The sequence below is a fragment of the Paenibacillus marchantiophytorum genome (genome assembly GCF_014640555.1).
Taxonomy (GTDB): Bacteria; Bacillota; Bacilli; order Paenibacillales; family NBRC-103111; genus Paenibacillus_E; species Paenibacillus_E marchantiophytorum.
Window position 1 is genome coordinate 16,548 of sequence record NZ_BMHE01000007.1, and the last position, 18,683, is coordinate 35,230.

The 18,683-nt window shown below is 52.0% G+C and carries 12 protein-coding genes; 2 read left to right on the plus strand and 10 right to left on the minus strand.

The genetic code is table 11. From position 1 onward, the window contains the following. Positions 1–89 precede the first annotated feature (89 nt). Genes IEY34_RS09325 through IEY34_RS09355 form a run of 7 tightly spaced genes read right to left on the minus strand, consistent with a single transcriptional unit; the run spans position 90 to position 11,874 of the window. Positions 90–1,475, minus strand: coding sequence for a PP2C family protein-serine/threonine phosphatase (locus IEY34_RS09325; protein ID WP_189010630.1), 1,386 nt, complete (start codon positions 1,473–1,475; stop codon positions 90–92). Between the two features lie 24 nt (positions 1,476–1,499). Further along, entirely contained in the window at positions 1,500–1,835 is a 336-nt protein-coding gene (locus IEY34_RS09330) for an STAS domain-containing protein (protein WP_189010632.1), read from the minus strand. Further along, complete coding sequence (locus IEY34_RS09335; RefSeq protein WP_189010634.1) at positions 1,832–2,269, minus strand: ATP-binding protein; 438 nt, start codon at positions 2,267–2,269, stop codon at positions 1,832–1,834. Before IEY34_RS09335 ends, IEY34_RS09330 begins: the two co-directional genes overlap by 4 nt. A gap of 39 nt (positions 2,270–2,308) precedes the next feature. Next, positions 2,309–5,341 carry a HEAT repeat domain-containing protein gene (locus IEY34_RS09340; protein WP_189010636.1) on the minus strand — a complete coding sequence of 1,011 codons (3,033 nt, stop codon included), beginning with the start codon at positions 5,339–5,341 and terminating at the stop codon, positions 2,309–2,311. A 54-nt stretch (positions 5,342–5,395) separates the two neighbouring features. Continuing rightward, the gene (locus IEY34_RS09345; RefSeq protein WP_189010638.1) at positions 5,396–5,884 is read right to left on the minus strand and encodes a GNAT family N-acetyltransferase; all 489 of its coding nucleotides are present in this window, start codon (positions 5,882–5,884) and stop codon (positions 5,396–5,398) included. Positions 5,885–5,905: 21 nt separating this feature from the next. Then, entirely contained in the window at positions 5,906–8,674 is a 2,769-nt protein-coding gene (locus tag IEY34_RS09350; protein WP_189010640.1) for an adenylate/guanylate cyclase domain-containing protein, read from the minus strand. Between the two features lie 17 nt (positions 8,675–8,691). Continuing rightward, positions 8,692–11,874, minus strand: coding sequence for a stalk domain-containing protein (locus tag IEY34_RS09355; protein ID WP_189010642.1), 3,183 nt, complete (start codon positions 11,872–11,874; stop codon positions 8,692–8,694). Positions 11,875–12,049: 175 nt separating this feature from the next. Between IEY34_RS09355 and IEY34_RS09360 the strand changes: the two genes are divergently transcribed. Both IEY34_RS09360 and IEY34_RS09365 read left to right on the plus strand, forming a co-directional pair. Further along, positions 12,050–12,436: a DUF4280 domain-containing protein gene (locus IEY34_RS09360; protein ID WP_189010644.1), complete on the plus strand. Its 387-nt coding sequence runs from the start codon at positions 12,050–12,052 to the stop codon at positions 12,434–12,436. Positions 12,437–12,484: 48 nt separating this feature from the next. Continuing rightward, positions 12,485–14,215, plus strand: a complete 1,731-nt coding sequence (locus IEY34_RS09365; protein ID WP_189010646.1) for an MORN repeat-containing protein — start codon at positions 12,485–12,487, stop codon at positions 14,213–14,215. A gap of 628 nt (positions 14,216–14,843) precedes the next feature. Here the strand turns inward: IEY34_RS09365 and IEY34_RS09370 are convergent. The 3 genes from IEY34_RS09370 to IEY34_RS09380 are packed head-to-tail and all read right to left on the minus strand — an operon-like array spanning position 14,844 to position 18,656. Next, positions 14,844–16,049, minus strand: coding sequence for an anhydro-N-acetylmuramic acid kinase (locus IEY34_RS09370; RefSeq protein WP_189010648.1), 1,206 nt, complete (start codon positions 16,047–16,049; stop codon positions 14,844–14,846). After that, complete coding sequence (gene nagZ / locus IEY34_RS09375; RefSeq protein ID WP_189010650.1) at positions 16,046–17,701, minus strand: beta-N-acetylhexosaminidase; 1,656 nt, start codon at positions 17,699–17,701, stop codon at positions 16,046–16,048. Before nagZ ends, IEY34_RS09370 begins: the two co-directional genes overlap by 4 nt. 37 nt (positions 17,702–17,738) lie before the next feature. After that, on the minus strand, positions 17,739–18,656 hold the full coding sequence (locus tag IEY34_RS09380; RefSeq protein WP_189010653.1) for an N-acetylglucosamine kinase: 918 nt from the start codon (positions 18,654–18,656) through the stop codon (positions 17,739–17,741). Between the last annotated feature and the right edge of the window lie 27 nt (positions 18,657–18,683).

Sequence of the window (18,683 nt, forward strand, 5' to 3'; positions counted from 1 at the left end):
ATTTGTATTGGCTTGCGCTCCTTTACATATCCGTGTCTAAGCGCATGGAGTCTATAATTTCACTATATCATAGCTGGCTAAGTTTGAGGCTACATTTCAGATGGTTTTCGATCAACGATCAGCACAGCGATATCATCAGACTGAATCGCCCCATTGGTGAAGTGATCTACATCTTCAACCATACGCTCTAATAAGCAGGTTTGAGGGCTTGCCTGCTCTTTTGCCAATAACTGCTGAAGACGTGCGAAGCCATATTGTTCGAGCTGACGATTCTCCGCTTCGGTAATCCCATCCGTATACAGGACTAACCGATCGCCAAGCGCTAATGTGACTTCATTGTCCCTGTATTCCATGTCCTCCATCACACCTAATGGAAGGCCTTTCTTCCCTTTCAGCTGCTCTACGTCCCCGGCCTGCCGCATTAGATATGGCGGGCAATGACCGCCATCACTATAAAGCAATTGTCCAGTACCTACGTCCAGCAAGCCGCAAAATATGGTCGCAAACATCGAGGAATCATCCTTGTACAACTCCCTATTCACGGCCGTTAAGAGCTCTCCAGGCGTCATCTCGGCGGTCATCTTCCCTTTCAGCAGGGTCATGGTTACAGCCATGAATAATGCCGCTGGAATCCCTTTGTCCGAGACATCTCCGAGTATGAAAAACAAGCGATTGTCATCGATGGGGAAATAGTCATAGAAGTCTCCGCCAACTTCTCGAGCCGGACGAATGACAGCCTGCGCTTGCGCTGTGGCAGCTAGACTTTCAGCGGGCACGCCTGAGACTGCCAAGCTTCGGCGAGGCAGGAAGCCCATCTGAATCTCCGTAGCAATGCGCAGCTCGCTTTCCATTCGTTCTTTGGTCGCTGTCGTCTTCTCGAGCGCATCGTACAGCATGGCGTTCTCTAGCGAAGCCGCAATCGGCGAGGCAATGGATTCCAAGAGCTGCAGATCGCGTTCTGAGAAATGGGCGCCATCCCGTTTATTGAGCACCTGCAGGACGCCGATGATTTTCCCTTTGCTGATCAGCGGAACGCACAGCATACTGCGCGTGGGATAATCAACACGCTTGGCTACCTTGGACGACCAGCGCTCATCCTGCGCCGCATCGTCAATCTTGACCGACTGGCCCGTCTGAGCCACCCAGCCTGCGATGCCTTCCCCGATTTTCAGGCGAATTTCCCGCACTTCATCGCCCTTGGTTCCGAGCGCAAGATCGAAGAACAGTTCCCCCTTCTCCTCATCGACCAGAATAACGGACGAAGCTTCCGCATTCATGATGCGAGACGAAGTCTCCATGATTTTGACAAGCAGATCCTGTTTGTGGATCGTCGAGTTCACTTCCAAACTAACATCGAACAGCTGCATCGTTCGCCCAAGCTCCAACTCAGCTGAATTGCGTTTGCGCTCGCTTCGCTGCCAGCCTGCAACAACCGCCAGACAAATAAGCAGAAGCACACCAGCGACTATATTCATTCAGCGTGCCTCCTCTGTGTACAGCTATGCAATGGCTTGAACCGCTTCTTCTTGGGTTTCATAAATCGCAAAGATCGCGCTGAACCCTGACATATCAAAGACATCCTTCACATGTTCATTCATGCTCGCCAGCGCCAGCTTGCCCTGAATGACTTTAATCATTTTGGCCGCTACCAGCAAGCTTCTTAGACCTGCACTGCTGACATACTCAAGTCCTTGCAGATTGAATACGAACTTCCCGTTCCCTTGCTCTACAAGCTTCATAAAAGCCGACTCCAGTCCCCCCGACGTATTCGCATCCAAACGGCCGTTTAAGCCGAGAAGAATCGTAGCCCCTTGCAATTGCTCTGTAATATTCATAAGATTCCCTCCTCCTGAACACGTCGTTTCACCATCATAAGTACATTTTCATTGTTCAATCGTTCATAGCGGATGTCATCCATCACTTGTCTCACAAAGTGGATGCCCAGGCCTCCGATACCGCGTTCGTCAACGCTCAAATCGATACACGGCGCGGACTTCAGCAAAGGGTTGAAAGGGATGCCGCGATCCGTAAGGCGGAGTTCCCAACCATCAGAAACTACCTCAATATCGATTCGTATCGCTTGGTCTACAAGCACATCCTCTGGATACCCATAGAGAATAATGTTCGTTACCAGCTCGTCGCAGACCAAATTCACGCGATACAAGGTCATTTCATCAAGTTGCAATGTTCTTGATGCGTCTTGCAAGAATGCGCCTAACCGCTGCAGTTCCTTCAGATCATTGCTCAGCATGATACTCTCGACGGTCACGATATTCGCCCCTTTGCAGATAGTTATCGCCAACTGAACTCAGGCCATTTTGAGAAGCATGTTTTCCAGCAACCGCACTCTTGCGCTTGAGGCATGCAGCAGCCCAATGCCAATCTCCGGATATAGTCTCACTAGACGAGACAGGCTTTCTCCTTGCAGCGTCAGCACCCGAACCTCGTCAAAGATAACCTGCGCAGTAATGGAAGAAGGTGAGCCGTCCAATGCGGTTGTTTCACCAAATGCCTGCTTAGGACCAAGTACGCCGATCGTTCCGGTTTCTCCCTCACCTGTCTCATTGCTCAGCTCTACGTTGCCTTCAATAATCAGATACATGGCTGCATTGCTATGCCCGCGACGGAGCAAATAAGTCAGGTCTTCATGCACTTCTTCCGTAGCAATACCGGCAATCAAACCAAGTTCGTCTACCGAAAGATCCGCGAATAAAGACACTTGCTTCAAAAATATAACTTTATCCAGCATCGTTAAAAACTTGCGCTCTTCTCTCATATCAACACGCTCCAATGAACTTAGTGCGTAACTGGCAATCTCACTGAGCCAATCATCCGACCATGACCTAGCCTCTTGTATAATAAGCAGCGGCGCTTGTTTGACCGAGCTGTTGTTCGCTGCATCTTGCTTCAAAAGTTCCAGCAAAGCCAACGCTAATCGGCGGTCACCGAGCCCTTCTGCGAGCACTTCCAACCCATTGTCGCGTACTTCTTCGCTGTCATCCTCCGTCGCTTCGCGCAAGGTCGCAACCACACGCTCGTCTGCGAACTTCGCCATGACAGCCCAGGCGCCACCAACCAGCGCTTGGTGAAGTTCTGCGCAGCGCTGGCCGGCAAGTTCGGCAAGCCCCTTCATCCCCAGCTCATTGAGCGCTGTAGGCAGGGCACGTTCCTGCGTGGAAGCCAGCATCCGGTTTACGCAAGGATCAACAAGCTGTTTGCGCAGCATGCTTTCATCGAGCAGCTCCGCGAGCGCCGTCACAGCCGCGTTCCAGATAAACGGGTTCGCGTGGTTCACGTACGTCAGCAAGGCAGGCAAGGCGTTATCGCCCATATCGACGAATGCTTGCAAAATCGCTTTGCGCATCTCTTGATCCGCAAGCGGCACCATGGTCAGAAGAAGCGGAATAGCTTCCACATGCTCGAGCTGCCCGATGCAGTGCGCAGCGGCAACCTTGACGGCCGGACGAGGATCATCCAGCAAAGACAATACCCACGCCGCATACGAGTGAAGCTTCAAATCAGCGACGGTATGACAGCCATAGACGGCCCACTCTCCGCCGTTATCGAGCATTTTGATAATCGCTTCTTCACAAGCTTGATAGCTTTCTTCGCTCTCAAGCGCATAAAGCGCCTTAACCCCCTCGTGCACCACTTTCGGATGATTATCCAGCAGTTTCACACGAATGAAGAAATGGGATTGGCTGCGCAAATGAGTCGCTTTGGAAATGAGCTTCACACTTTCCGCACGCACTTCCGGGTCTTCATCCTCCAGGAAGGAAGCGACTTGCACGAGATCTTGAATCGTCGCACCCTGCAGATTCATGGCTCTTAGCACAGCTAGACGAATTCGCGAGCTTTCCTCACCGATCATGCCGATCAAATGAGGCAGAAACGCCGAATCTTTCGCTTTCCCGATGACTTCTAGCGCAAGCTCACGCACATAATCATTGGGATGTTTGAGATATCCAAGCATCGCGGACAACGCCTTCGAACTGCGAATCCCCCCGATGAAGGAGCCTGCAATCTCCGATAAATCGGCGTGCAGGGATTGCACGCTTTTCACCAGCTCACGGACATACAGATTTCTGCCAAACCAGGCAACAACAACGAGAATCGCAGCTACAGCCACCCCTAACCAAGCCAGTGGAGACAGTTCGAGCCAGCCAAAAGAATGCAGCAGGGAGAGCAGAGACCCAATTAAAATTCCGCCGGATGCCGCTACACCCTGAGCAAAATAGCGGTAGCCGTCCCTTTTGGAGATCGGCATCATTTTGAAAAACAACTGATAACAAGGTTCGGCAATGTAGTAAAGCAAAATATAAAAAACAGCATAAGAGCCGGATACCATGAAAAGTCCAAGCGATTGATTCAGGAACATAGCCGTCAGTCCAAAGCCTCCGAAGAAAATGACGGTAATGGCGAGCAGCATATTGCTTGCGCCAAGCCAATTCATTAAGCGCGTTGAGACGGTTTGCAAAAGCAGGCAAAACGTAAACTGAATGGCGGTAATTAAGCCATAGAAGGAAGTCAGATCCCCTTCTGCCGGAAACTTGGCTTCAGCAGCCGTAAAGTATTGATATTCAATCATAAAGTAGACAGCCGGCATCAGTGTCATCAAGGCGACCGCACAAAGCAGAAACGGGCTGCGCAGCATCTGTTTGGCATAATAGCCAGCAGGAAGCTGTGTCAATTCTTTGGGATCAGCAGCGATTTGCGTCTTGAGACGAATATCTTCCTTCAATGTCAATGGCACCAGATAGCGGGCTAACGCTTTGCGAAAGAAAACAAATCCGAACACCATTAACACCGGTGCCAGCGCATAGACAGCTTCGGTACCTAATAATTTACCGATTTGGTGAGCGATCAAACCCGCGGTAATCCCGCCTGTTGTCGTTGAAGCAATAAACACAGGCATCATCCGTTTCGCTTGTTGGGTAGGGCACAAATCAAATGCCGTGCTCCACAGCAGCAGTGTCAACTGCCTGACAACAAAGTTCGAGGAGAGAAACAGAATCGGATAATAGTAGCGAAAATCAATACCGCCTGCCTTGAATCCAAGCAAAACAGCGCCATTGAGTACAAGCAGTCCAATCATGATCAGGTACAGGGTCATCATCATTCTGGCTTTGGGCAGGCGATTTGCCAGTTTGGCTAGCAGCCAGCCCTCCAGCGGCATAATAGCCGCCTCAGCAATGTAGATATAGGGCAAATACTGCACACCGAATCGCTGGTTAAAAAGCGCCATGAATGCCGTATAGTTCAAGGATTCTGCGATCCCGCTGAAATAAAAGATCGGCAGCATCATCCATAGCTTGCGAATATCTTCTGTGCGCAGTCCCATCCATCGGGTTAAGCTTCCTTGCATATCATCAGGTCCAATCTATTAGTTCATCTGTCACTTGGACAGTGGTTTGTAGAAGGCTAATCTGGCTTCACCTTCATAATAATAATTCGGATAGGTGCCGATGAGTTCAAAACCATTTAAGGCAAACATTTTTTGAATAGGCTGATACTCAGGCAGGTCACAGGTGTAAGTCAGTATGTATCGTCCCTCCGCTTGACGGGCAAACGTTTCAAGTGCTTGAAACAAAATTTTGGCAAAACCATGTCTCCGATAATCCCGATGGACGGCCAAATAATCCCATAAGAAACCTCCGGATTGATGCTCATTCTCCTTGCAACTGGTTACAGCGATAATCTCGCCTTCCTCATTCTCTATATACCAATGCCGATGATTGCGCTGCGTTAAGCTAAGCAGAGGAGCATGACGGAAATGTTCCAGTTCTCCCGGTGTATGCCTTTGGTCATCGAAAGAGACCGGCGAGAGATAAAAATCCGTGATCCGCCTTGCATCTGATTCCGTCATTAATTCGCGTACGTGCATGCCAGTTTCGCTCCTTTGTTATCAAGAAACAGATAAAGTACCATTCCACTCAGCAGTTGTACCATGTTGGAAAAATTCATCGCATAAATAGAAGTAAAGCTGTGCCGCTTTATCTTGACGGTTCTGCTTAATAACCATCAGGAAAGCTTCTCTTGCATCATAGAAACGTCCCACTTGATAATAGGTGACCGCTTGCTCGAATAGCACTTTCGTCTTATCTTTCAAGGTACGAATCGTATCCAAATCCCCTTGATAAACATCGAACAGATGGAGCGGTTCTTTGACCCCTTCTACTTGTATCAAACCCAGATTCCGATATTGGAATCCTGCCGGCTTTTCCAGAGATTGAATGACATAATCGGTAATCAGGATGGAAGCGCCTAACGGCTCTGTCATTTTCTCGAGCATCGTAGCCACGTTGACCCCATCCGAGATAACGTTGCCTTCCAAGCGCTGTTCTTCCCCAATAATTCCGAGGCGAAGCGGCCCTTTGTGCAGGCCAATGCCGAAATCAATAGGCTGGTAGCCGACTTTGGCGCGATGGGAATTGTAGATCTCCAGTTCTTTGCGCATTTCAATGCAAGCCAGCAGCGCTTCATCAGCTTGATTTGGGAATAACGCCATGAAGCCAGCGCCCAAATATTTATTCATAAGCCCTTGGTGGTTGCGAACATAAGGACCGAATCGTTTGAGAAACGAGTTGACGAAATTGAAATTTTCTTCCGGCGTAAGCCTCTTCGAAATATGGAAAAATCCGCGAATGTTAAAAATCAGAATCGACATATTCTTCTCGACTTGGTCACCGAGCGCAACATCCAGAATGCTTTCTTTATTCAGGAAATGCAGAAACTGCTGCGGCACGAATCGATAGTACGCTTGACTGAAATTCTCCACCTTCGTGATATAATCCCGGATGCGCGCGGCCATCGTATTGACGCTATCGCCCAAGTCCGAAACTTCATCTCTTGTGTTAATGGTAACGACTGTATCCCAATTGCCCTTGGCGATCTCACCCACACTGTTGCGCAGCTTGCGAATCGAGGATAGCAGGACATACGTCATTAGGAAAAGCACCAGCAGCAGACCGACGGAGATTAAAGCAATATTGCGAATGATGGAATTCAGCACCGTTTGGCGATGCTTGAGTATGCCGTCCAGGTTCTTGCTCGTTTCGAACACCCCGACGATTTGGCCGGCTGAATTGAAAATAGGAGCAATGGCGTAACGCCACTCGCCTGAGAAATCCTGCCATTGCCCTTTGGCCGGCTTGCCTTCCAATACGACTTGCTGATTCTCCGGCGTTTGTTGGAACGGATTGAACATATGCATCCCGTCATCATCTTCCAAGATGCGATAAATGACGCCGTTTTCGTATTTATAAACAGCTTTGTAAAAGCCTTGGTTGTCGTCTTGGTCATTGTTCTCGAAGACAGATTGAATCTTTTTGCGGAAGGATTGATAGATCGCGCCTTTGTAATCCAGCGGGGACGTGAGGCTCTCCAGTTTATCGCCATCGATCAGGTTTTGACCGTTTTTGGCCAGCAAAGTAAGCTCGCTGAAGGTTTCTTCTTCCATTTTCTTCGAAAAACTGTTGTAGATCACAGTGGACAGCAAAATCATAGATGCCGCAATGACCGGCACAAGAATGAAGATTTGTTTCATCATCAGAGGCAATCTGCGATTCAGCAAATTGAAGAAAATAATTTTAATCGCAATGAGCAGCAAAATAACTCCCACAATCGCCAGAGACCACAACAGAATAACCTTCGTTCGCGCCGCATCGCTATACTGAGCCTCAACGAGCGACGGCGTAAGTGTGCCGTCCGCCAGACGACGATTGATTTGCGCCGATTCCACGATAATCAGACTGTCATCATCGGCAATACTGCTGGAGGTGGCGTCGAAAGCAAGCTCAATTCCGCTCGCTTTGGCCTTATCCTCATTGACCAATTCCTCAATCACATAGGGCTGTTTGGGATCGAGCCTGGAGATGGTCTTACTGTTAAAATCAATAAAAATGAGCCGCCCATGATTGTCTAGATGCATGCTTTCGGGAAAATTGCGTCTGGTGCGATCGAGGCCCGGTACTGGATACACAAGCTCTGAGCGCCCATCTTCGAAGGCGCGATAAATCTCGCCGCTGCGTGTTGAATAATAAATTTCACCGGGCTTAAAGCCATCGGCTTCGGATATGTATTTATTCGTTGGAAGCTTAACGGAGTAAGCGATTTGAGGTGTCGAGGAAGCCGTTTCACCCACAGGCTCCTTGTACAAGGTTAGCTTGTCGGTCTCATCATTGAAAAAGTAAACCATACCTTGGCGAATCTGCACGTTGCGCAAGGAACCCAGACGATATCTGCGGGCTTGTGAATCCGTATATTCTTGCGTAAACAAGCTGCGATCGAACTGACCCTCCGGTGTGTAACGCACGATCTGCTCGGATTTCACAGCTATGCCATAAGGGTCCAATAGCGTACGAATCGTATATAGATAGCCTTGATCGTCAACTGCCATGTCATTAAACCGATAGACTTCGCCGTTCTTCCCCGTGTCGCTGGTAATGGAGAATTGCAGGACACCCTTGTCATTAAGCTTATGAATGGTTTTCTTGGCATTATCGATAACGAATAAATTGTCTTGATGGTCAGAGATCGCCTTCGATAAACCGTCAAAAGGCATGCTTTTGTTAAAAGGCCATAGGGTAAAGCTATCCCTGTGCATACTCAGGTAGCTTCCTGCAGCGCCCAGAAGCAGCAGGACGAGCAGCAATGCCGCAATCGATTTCTTCATCGCTCTGTAATCTCCTCTTAATTGGCAATCTGAATAATTTGCGTAGGGGCGTTCCATTCCACCTGTAGGCCCAAAGATTCAGAAATGAATCTTAATGGCACGTAGGTCTTTCCTTCCAGAAGCAAGGCAGGCGCCTCGATTTGGAAGGGCTCTCCATCTATGTAAGCCGTAGCATTGTTGATCTGACAAGTAATGGCCGCATAATCCGAGCTGACCGTAACCGTCATGCTCTCTTGCTCCCAATCCACGGCTGCTCCGAATGATTCGGATACAGATCGTATAGGTAAATAGGCCTGCCCATTTATTATAACAGGCGGAGCGTCGAATTTGATGAAAATATTAGGTGAAAAAACATTTTCTGCTGCGATCGGTCGAATGCTGACATCAAGATCCTCGGGGATCGCTGTCGTCTGGGCCAGAGCCGCCGCAAGATCTGCAAGCTTCTGCAGCTCCTCAGCGCTGTACTTGGCCTTCTCCTGCTGCTGCAGCTGGCCCAGCAGCTTGTTGACCTGCTGTTCAAGCAGCGGCTGCACCGAGGAATCCAGCGGCAAGCTAGCCGCCAATTCCTGCACGGCATCCAGCTGCGCGAACAGCGCATCCTTCTGCATCGACTGCGCAGCCTCGTCGACGGCCGCCAGCGAGCGGGTCAGCGTCGCGACCCGCTCTGCGTCCTGCTGCGCCTGTGCTTCGCGCAGCGCAGCTTGCAGCTTCTGCTTCGCTGCGGCGAGCGAAGCCACGCCTTCGGATGCGCCGGCCTGCGCATCCGCGAGCTGCGCCTGCGTCGCCAGCAGCGGCAACAGCGCAGCTGCTGCCGCACTGGCATCGCCGGCGGCGATGGCTTGCTCCAGCTTCACCTGCTGGAGCTCAGACTGCTCGGCCAGCTGATCTTCGCTGGCCGCAGTCTCGGCCCCGCCGCCCGGTTCCGCAGGCGGCGCCGCCCCCTCCTCAGCCAGCGCTGCGATCAGCGCGTCCGGGTTGTTCACCAGCTCTATCTGCTTGAGCGCTGCTCCGGCGTCGCCGGCAAGCAGCGCTTCCGCCATGCCGAGCTGGGCCTGTGCATCCTTCAGCTGCACCGCCAAATCCGCGATCTCGGTCAGTTTCATATCTGTGACTGCAGCGGCTTTGGCAGCTTCCAGCTTCACGATATCCTTCTTCAAGGCATCAATCTGCTGCTGTAATTGTGCAGGCGTTTCTGTGGCGGCAATCGCGCCAGGCTTCGTTATTTCCACGGTCACCTTCAGTGCGGCCGATTCTTCCTTCGAGAGTGCTGCCGAACGGCCTGAATCCGTCAGAACGCTTGGATCTACAGCATTATCAAGACCGAACCAACCTGCCCCTGGCTCAGCAGATTGATAAAAAACCCCTTGCCCCGACTTGGCCATCGTCGCCGCAGCGGCATTGTAAGCCGCAGGTGTAAGTGCTTCGAGCTGAACTTTGTAGGAACCTATGATGACCTTTCCAAGTCCTGTGTCCTCTGCGGCAGTCTCCCCGCTGTCGGTGCCTGCCTCATTGTTGACGGCGGCTGCGAGTTGACCCGAATTTCCTTTGCCTTCGAGGGCAAACTCAGCAATCTTTTTCCCTTTTTGATACAGATTTACCTTGAGATTATCGATTTGACTAAACCTCAGTGTCAGATTCCGCACTGATTTCTTCAATTTCGTACGCTTGCCAATCGGATGACCGTCTTTGGTAAACACAGCGTACTCGGTTGCCCCCAGCTTTTTATTTACCTTTAGGCTGAAATCACTAAGCAGCGGGCCGACCGCTGGCTTCAACTTCCACGTACCCACAGGTGCTTGGGGTTTTTGCGGTTTAACCGCTGCGAGTCCATCATCCAGATTGCGATACGGCAGGATGCCCTTTGTCAGCGTCTGCCCAACAGTTCCTCCCGTATCCAAATCCAGCTTGCCTAAAGCCGTTTTATAACTGACCTGCGCAGCAAGTATCTGTCTATCCGCCGTAACCACGGCTTCTTGGAACGTTGGAAGCTCCTCTGTTTTCATCAAGCTTAACTTGACCTTTTGCGTGGCCTTATCTAAATTGGTTTTGGCATTGTCCCGATCGCGCAGAGCTTGGGCATAGCCCTCTTCGGCTCCCTTGGCTTCGAGAAAAGATTGCCTCACGGCAGCGATCACCGCTGTTCGACTTTCTTTTTCCTGCAGCACCGCCTTGTTCTGCTCCATCGTCGCAATCGGCAGCGCATCCCGCAGATCGTTCAAATAGCGCAGTCCGTCAAACTCTCCTTGGAGCAGCGATTTGGGAATCGGTATGACACCAAGCAGCAGGAAAAAACCTTCCCAATCTTTCTTCACCTGCGCAAGCGTCGTTTCATAGCTAGCCATAAACAGTTCCATGTCCACATCCTGCAACTTATACATGCCGTCCATGACCTTCATTCGTGCGGAACCAAATTTCGAGCTGTATAAATTACGGGTCGTATTCAGCTTATTGTCAGCCAAACGGCGAACCTCCGAATCTTTGAGCAAATTGACTGTTGATTTCAGCGCGCTTGCTATGTAAGCAGGCAGCTTGTCTTGCTTCAAATCTGCATAATCCGGTTCAAAAGAAAGCTCAACCTTATTTTCCATCTCGATATTCAGCAGCTTGCCGAGCGCTAATCGACTCGATTTGGCCGACAGTTGCGCTTGTTTGTAAGAGGACGATGCCTTCTCCAGCGCCGTATCCGCTTTCTCCTGTTCGGCTGCATCTGCAAGTCCAAACTTGCGCTTCTTTTTCACTGTGTCCACAGCCGTCTTGGCTTCTTCCCACCGCTTGCGCGCTTGCTCTTCCGCTGCCGCATCCTGATAAGTTGTTAAATATGCTTTCTGAACATCAATCTGGACGGCGTTCATCGACTGCCGCAGTGTTTCCTGGGCAAGATACAACCCCTTGCTCGCCTCCGGCACCTTCAACTGCGTCAGCAGATCCTGACTTAAATTGCGTGGCTTGGCAAAAAGACCGGAAGCTTTGGCCTCCTCGCTTTTCACCGCATGCTGGGCCTGCTCCAGCTCTATTTTTTTCTGCAAAATATCTGTCCGTGCATCCCGCAACACCGCGCTGATTTTGACCCCCTGAGCCATTGCTTCTTGCATCGTTAAGGATTTTACCGTCAGCGCTTCCACTTGGGGACCATTTGTTAGAAATGATGATGCTCCGAGCAGTAGAACAAGACCCCATTTTACCCATTTGACCTCGATCACAATGATTCCCTCCGCTCCGCACTTCTCTCCTTTTATAGTACAATATCTCCTTCACTCTCGCACTCACTTTTGGAGAAAATTAGCGAAACCCATCGAATATAGTAATAGATTGCTGCTGAACCGCTTTTCTAGTAGTATGAAAGTAATAGAATTGCAACGAATAGGAGAGATCCGAATGGGAAACCTCGTCTGTGGCGGAGCGATGCTGCAATGCTCGTTCGGCGCTGCGCCCGGCACCCTGATGGTGCTGCCAGCCAATATGGTCATGACCGCGATGCCAATAGCCAATATTATGGATAATAAGCCTCTGGTGAACATTTTACCGTTTGGCATGTGCAACTCCCTAGCTAATCCAACTGTGGCTGCAGCTACTGCCGCTGCGTTAGGCGTACTGACCCCCATGCCCTGCATACCTGTGACGGCTGCTCCCTGGGTTCCCGGTTCACCAACCGTGCTCGTCGCCAACATGCCCGCTCTGAACAATTCCTCCAAGTGCATGTGCAACTGGGGCGGCGTCATTCAAATCCAACAGCCTGGTCAAATGACCATCCAAGTCCCATAACTTTATCGCCAACACCCCATTAATCATCCCCACTAGGAGTGAACACATTTGGAGATCCAGCCGGTCAAAACGATTGAAAGAGTGCTAAAGCCCGTCGTAGCACCGTTCATCGGTCATGTCATGAAAGCCATCGCAACCATTGGAAGACTCCCTAAATTAGCGATTATCAAGTTCCAGCAGATGCTGAGAGTCATGCTGCAAACACGTGAAACTTCACTCAAAAACTATGTGCTGATCGGCTCCTACTATATTTCCAAACGCCTGCTGCTATTCGCCACCCTAGTGATTCTCGTATTGATCTTTTTTATCTTTATTCGCCCGCCGGCGATCGTGAACAAATGGCTTCATCGCGTGCCAATTCTCCAAGAGAACTCAACCAAATTGACCAGCTTCTCTGGCAGCGGCAAAGTGGTTGGCACGGAAAAAGATGCCCGCTATGAAGGCGATTTGGTCGACGGCCTGTACGCCGGGAAAGGCAAGCTGTTCCACAAAAACGGCCAAATTGCTTATGAAGGCGATTTTGAAAAAGGGCAGAAATCAGGCAGTGGCTCCGTCTACGACGAGCATGGCACCTTGCAGTACAAAGGCGCTTTCGCCGGCGATGCCTATAATGGAGCTGGCACGCAGTATGATCAGAACCAGAAAGTGCTGTACATCGGTGAGTTTCAAAACGGCAAATACGGCGGCGCCGGGAAATTATTTGCGCCCAGCGGCGATCTTAAATATGAAGGCGCGTTTAACGGAGGGCTCTATAACGGAGCTGGCAAGCTGTTCACCTCCGGCGGCATCGCCCTCTACGAGGGCGAATTTGCGGCAGGCCAATACAGCGGGGCCGGGAAGCTGTTTGATCCCAAGGGCCTTCTCATCTATGAAGGCGGCTTTAAGAACGGCAGCTATTCCGGAGACGGCACGGAGTTCTATACGAATGGCCTGATGAAATACAAAGGCCAATTCCTTGCAGGCACGTATGGCGGGGAAGGCACCGCATACGATGACAAAGGCGTGCCGCGTACCAAAGGCACGTTCCAGGGCGGCGCGCTGACTGGCGCCGGAGAGGCGTATGACGAGTTGGGCAAACTCGTCTACAAGGGCGATTTCAAGGCCGGCGTCTATGACGGCATTGGCTCGTTGTTCGATGCAGACGGCGCGCCGCTGCTGCGGAGCTTTTTTGCAGGCGGCCAGGCCAGCCTGCAGAGCTTCCTCGGTTTGTCCAGCAAGAAAGTCGAAGACTTGCTGGGCAAACCTGGCGAAGTGACGCTGCAGGATGCGAGCGTCCTGCTTGCAGGGCAGGAGCCGCCGGCGACGAGCGACTCTGCTGCCGCGGAGTCGGCGGCCGCTGATCCAGCGGGTGGCGCTGGTGGCGTTGCGGGTGGCGCTGGTGGCGTTGCGGGTGGCGCTGGTGGCGTTGCGGGTGCTGGCGCTGGTGCTGGCGCGGGCGACGTCAGAGCATCAGCAGCAAGCGTTAAGCTGCTGCTGAGCTATCCGGCCTACCAGCTGTCGCTGCTGGTCGAGCCGTCCAAGGCCAACCCCAAGGAGGCCGTCGTGACCTCCCTCAGCATTTGGGGCTCGAAGCCATTGGCGCTGCTGCAGCCAGTCATCGAGACCGTCAAAAAGCGCGGAGAACCCAACGATGCCGGCTACAACGTGATGGAAACAGCCGTAGGCGCCGGAACTGGCGCCTACGCGAACACCTACTACAAAGGTGATTATCTCTTCACCTTCACGTACTTCAACAAAGCCAAAGAAGCCCACCTGCTGCAGGTGAGCTCCACCACATAAAGCAAAGGCTGCCTTCGAGTATTGCTCTCGGATGGCAGCCTTCTTTGTGCGAATGTTTGTGCGAATGGTTGGAGGTGGATAATAAGCTCTCCATTGGAAAAACTCCATCAGAATCCCTGTGTGAGCCCTGTATAACTTAGTTTCATTGGATTTTGTCCAATGGGATGACTCAATTCGGCTCCTGAGCAGCTAAATTCGAAGTTTTACTGGATAGAATCCACTCAAACCGAATCTCTACGCACATAAGCCGGATTGCATTGGAGTAAATCCAATGCAATCCGCTAAAGAAGCATAACGAGCCCTATTAGACGCGCTTCGCATCTTCAACAATCTAGCCACTTTCCTTAGCAGCCACGCTACAAGTTCTCCCCACCCTCTATCTAACTCCACCAACCAAACAAATTTGACCCCAGAGGGATCTTAGATCCTCTATTTCTGCTGAAACCGCTCAAAAGCGCCCCTTGGCGGAACGTCGTTCCTCTATTCCGCCGTTCCACCCCCGAAATTGGCTGATTCGGACAAAATAACGTATCTACGTTCCCACTGAGCACAAATTTCGGCCGCTTTGTCACAAATAGCGGATCGTCGATCCCCTTGACACTCATTTAACGGAGTTCCCCAAAGCAACCTATGGCAAAGCCAGCTTGCCCATAATCGTCGGGCAATCGGCTCCGGTGGCCGAAGGCAAGTTGTTCGGCACGCCGTGAATGAAATCGTTGCCGAGCAGAGCGAACAGAATCGCTTCCTTGGCATCGCCGGAAATACCGAGCTCATCGGAGGTAAGAATCGCTTGCTCAGGGAGCAACTCCTGCAGCATGCTTAGCAGTGTACGATTGCGCGCACCGCCACCGCTCACGATGACTTCCGCCATGTCATATTGCGGGAAGATGAAATCTTGATATGACCGTGCGATGGAATGCGCTGTGAACGCCGTCGCTGTAGCGACGATATCTTCATGGGCAAGCCCGCGCTCCAAGGCAGCTTTGAGCCATGTCGCGGTATACGTTTTGCCGAACAGTTCGCGTCCCGTTGTCTTGGGAGGAAGCTGCGCGAAATAAGGATGAGCCAGCATCTCCTCGAGCAGCTCTGTGTTCACTTGCCCGCGAGCTGCCCATGCGCCATCTGCATCATAGGACAGCTTGCCCTCGGACAGTTCATAGACCACTTGGTCCATGATCATATTGCCCGGACCCGTATCGAAAGCGATGAGGTTGCCGGCATCGGTTGCAGTTCCCGTCCCTTGAGCCGGAATCGCTGTACAATTGCCGATGCCGCCGATATTTTGCAGGATGCGCCCTTTGGCCTCATCGCGGAACATAATGAAGTCCCCATATGGCGCAAGCGGCGCGCCTTGGCCGCCAGCCGCCATATCGGCGGTGCGGAAATCGCCTACGACGGTTACGCCCGTCCGCTTGGCGATGACGGATAAGTCGCCGATTTGCAGCGTCGATTTCGGTAGGAACGGATTGGTTTCATCCGCTACAGGGATGTGCCAAACCGTTTGACCATGCGAGCTGATGAGATCAATCTCATCCACCCGCATGTTGGCCGCTGCGGCAGTTTGCACAACCGCATCCGCAAATTTCTCCGCGATGGCAAAGTTCATGCCGCATAGAAGAGCCACATCCGAATGCTCAATTGAGCACATCTGTTTGAGCTTTTCGCGCAATTCGTCATCATACGGGAAGCTTTCGAAATGGAGCAGCTGCACCTTGGCGTCGACGCCGCAGCCATCGATGCGAACGATGGCCACATCGATGCCATCAAGGGAAGTACCCGACATGAGGCCTGCAACCGTCAGTGACGTTTGATTCAAAAGGGATAGAAGGTTCATAGTTCGTCCCCCCATCTCCAGCCTGCGGGATACTCCGCGCCGAGCGTGATCGGCAGGCGCCCTTGCGGGATCAGCTCACCCAGCAAACATCTTGCTATGCTTTGCAGCGCCAACGGACGGCTTTCGTACGCGGCGATGAAGGTAGAAATATCCGGCAGCTCAAGCAGATCGTAAGGCACGCGCAGCGCGACGACGATCAGCGGCTTGCCGAGCTCTTGCAGAGCACGCACGAGTTCAACCTGTGCGGGGTGGAATCTCGCGTTGTAGGTGCCGACAACGATCTGCTCTACATGCTGCGCGTCGGCGAGTACTGATGCGTGGAGCTCGCTGACGTCGTGCAGCGGCAGCACGCGATCGAGCACGTCAAGGCCGTGCTCGGCCAGCGCAGCTCCCAAGCTCGCTGGCCCCGCGTAGGCTTCGTCGACGCCCGACGAAACGGCTGCGGCCACGGTGACGGCGAGCGTTCTTGCGCGCCGCAGCGGCAGCAGCTGGCGCTCGTCCTTGACGAGCGTGATGCTCGCCTCGCTCAAGCGCTGTGCGACCGCGCAATGCGCGGCGGTCCCCACATCTGCTGCTGCGCCAAGCTGCGGCCCAACTACGCCTCGCCGCTCCTTGAGCGCGAGCAGTCTGCTGACGGAAGCGTCAATCTGCGCTTCCGTTATTCGCCCCTCGCTCACGGCCTGCTCGATCGCGGCAATGGCAGAGATCTGGAGGTCTCGTCTGTGGCTGATCAGAATCAGATCAGCGCCGGCCTCGACCGCCATGACGCTGGCTTCAACCGTGCCATAATGCTCCGAAATGGCGTGCATTTCCATGCAGTCTGTCATGACAACGCCTTCGTAGCCCAGTTCTTCACGCAGTAAATCGGTTAACACCGATTTGGATAAAGTCACTGGCAGCTTTTGCGACTCCAACGCCGGGAAATAAATGTGCGATGACATGATCGCATCAACGCCATTTTCAATGGCTTTTACAAAAGGAACTAACTCCACTGCGCGAATCCGCTCTTGGTCATGCGTAATGGTCGGCAAGTCCAAGTGGGAATCTACGCTCGTATCCCCGTGTCCTGGAAAGTGTTTAGCCGTCGCGACAACATTCGCATCTTGATAGCCAGCAATCGCCTGTTGGCCGAATTCAGCCACTAGCTGACTGGACTCCCCAAAGGAACGAACCCCTATAACCGGGTTGTCCGGATTATTGTTAATATCCAGCACTGGCGCGAAATTGAGATTGATGCCCAGTGTTCTCAGCTCAGTTCCCGATACGAAGGCCGATTCATAAGCAGCGTTATTACGTGCGAGGATTTCATTCGCTGCTCCTGCTTCCGCACTCCCCAAAACGCCCGCAGCCAAGGCCATTTGCCCTGGCATTAAAGCGACACCTTCCGTAATCCGGGCTACCATCCCGCCCTCTTGATCGATCGAAATCCACAGCGGCACGGTGTCTGCATGTTCAGCAATTTGCTGTAAACGGTTCGATAAGCCAGCCACCTGCCCGGTATTTTCCACATTACGCGCAAAATAAATAACACCGCCAATACGGTGCTCTGTAATGAGCGTCTCCAGTTCTTCCGTTGCGGCTGTGCCTTGAAACCCACAAAGCAGCATCTGTCCTATTTTTTCTCGCAAAGTCATCGTATGAACCTGTTTCATCCGCTATCTCTCTCCCTTATCCGAACACTCTTGTCAGCTATCTTCCCAGACGGTTTAAGGCCATCCATACCGCACCGTTAGCTGCATCGTTTTTAGCTGTTATACACGTTAACTGTGGATAAATCTCATTCAACTGCGCAGCGAACAAGCTCTGCACATAGGTGTTTTTCATCAGAACACTCCCCGCCATGGCGAGAGATCCCCTTTGCAGAGACAGCTTCTCAACGACAGGAACGGCGATTTCACATAAAGCCTGTGCGCTTTTATTAACAATGCCTAGAGCTGCTTTATCGCCAAGCTCACAAGCTGCCGACAGGATAGGAGCAAGGGCCGCAATATCTTTTTTGTTCGTCTGTTTGTCGTACACAAACCCAATAATCTGCTGGACCGACGAAAGTTGAAGCTGTTCATACACCATGCCCGTTATAACGGTTTCTGGCAATCGGCCATCCTGCGAACGGACCAATGCGGCGAGCAAATCGCGCCCGATGCTGTAGCCGCTGCCCTCATCGTCAATCAGGTAGCCATAACCGCCGCTGCGGTGAGTGAAGCCCGCTTCATTTTTGCCATAACATATCGACCCGGTCCCTGCAATTAGGATAATCCCGAATTCACTTTCATGCGCGCCGCATAGCGCCGTTTCCTGATCCCCTGTTATGAGCAGCTCTCCGTGATAACCACAGGCGCGAACATTCGCCTCCAGCCGGGCGATTACGGAAGGATTACTGACCCCTGCTGCTCCAATAACAATTTGCGCGCACGCATCAAGACCCTCGCAAGCAGTAGCAATCGTCTCGAAGATCTCTTGAAAACTTTGGCGAATACTAAGCTCGTCTTGTCCGTTATAGTTAATAGCACCGGATGTGAAGGCGTGCACCAACTTGCCAGTCTCATCTGCCACATTCACGGCGGTTTTGGTGCCGCCGCCATCAAGTCCTGCGACATATCTCTTCATCTGAACACGTCCTTTGTTCTTGGGTGC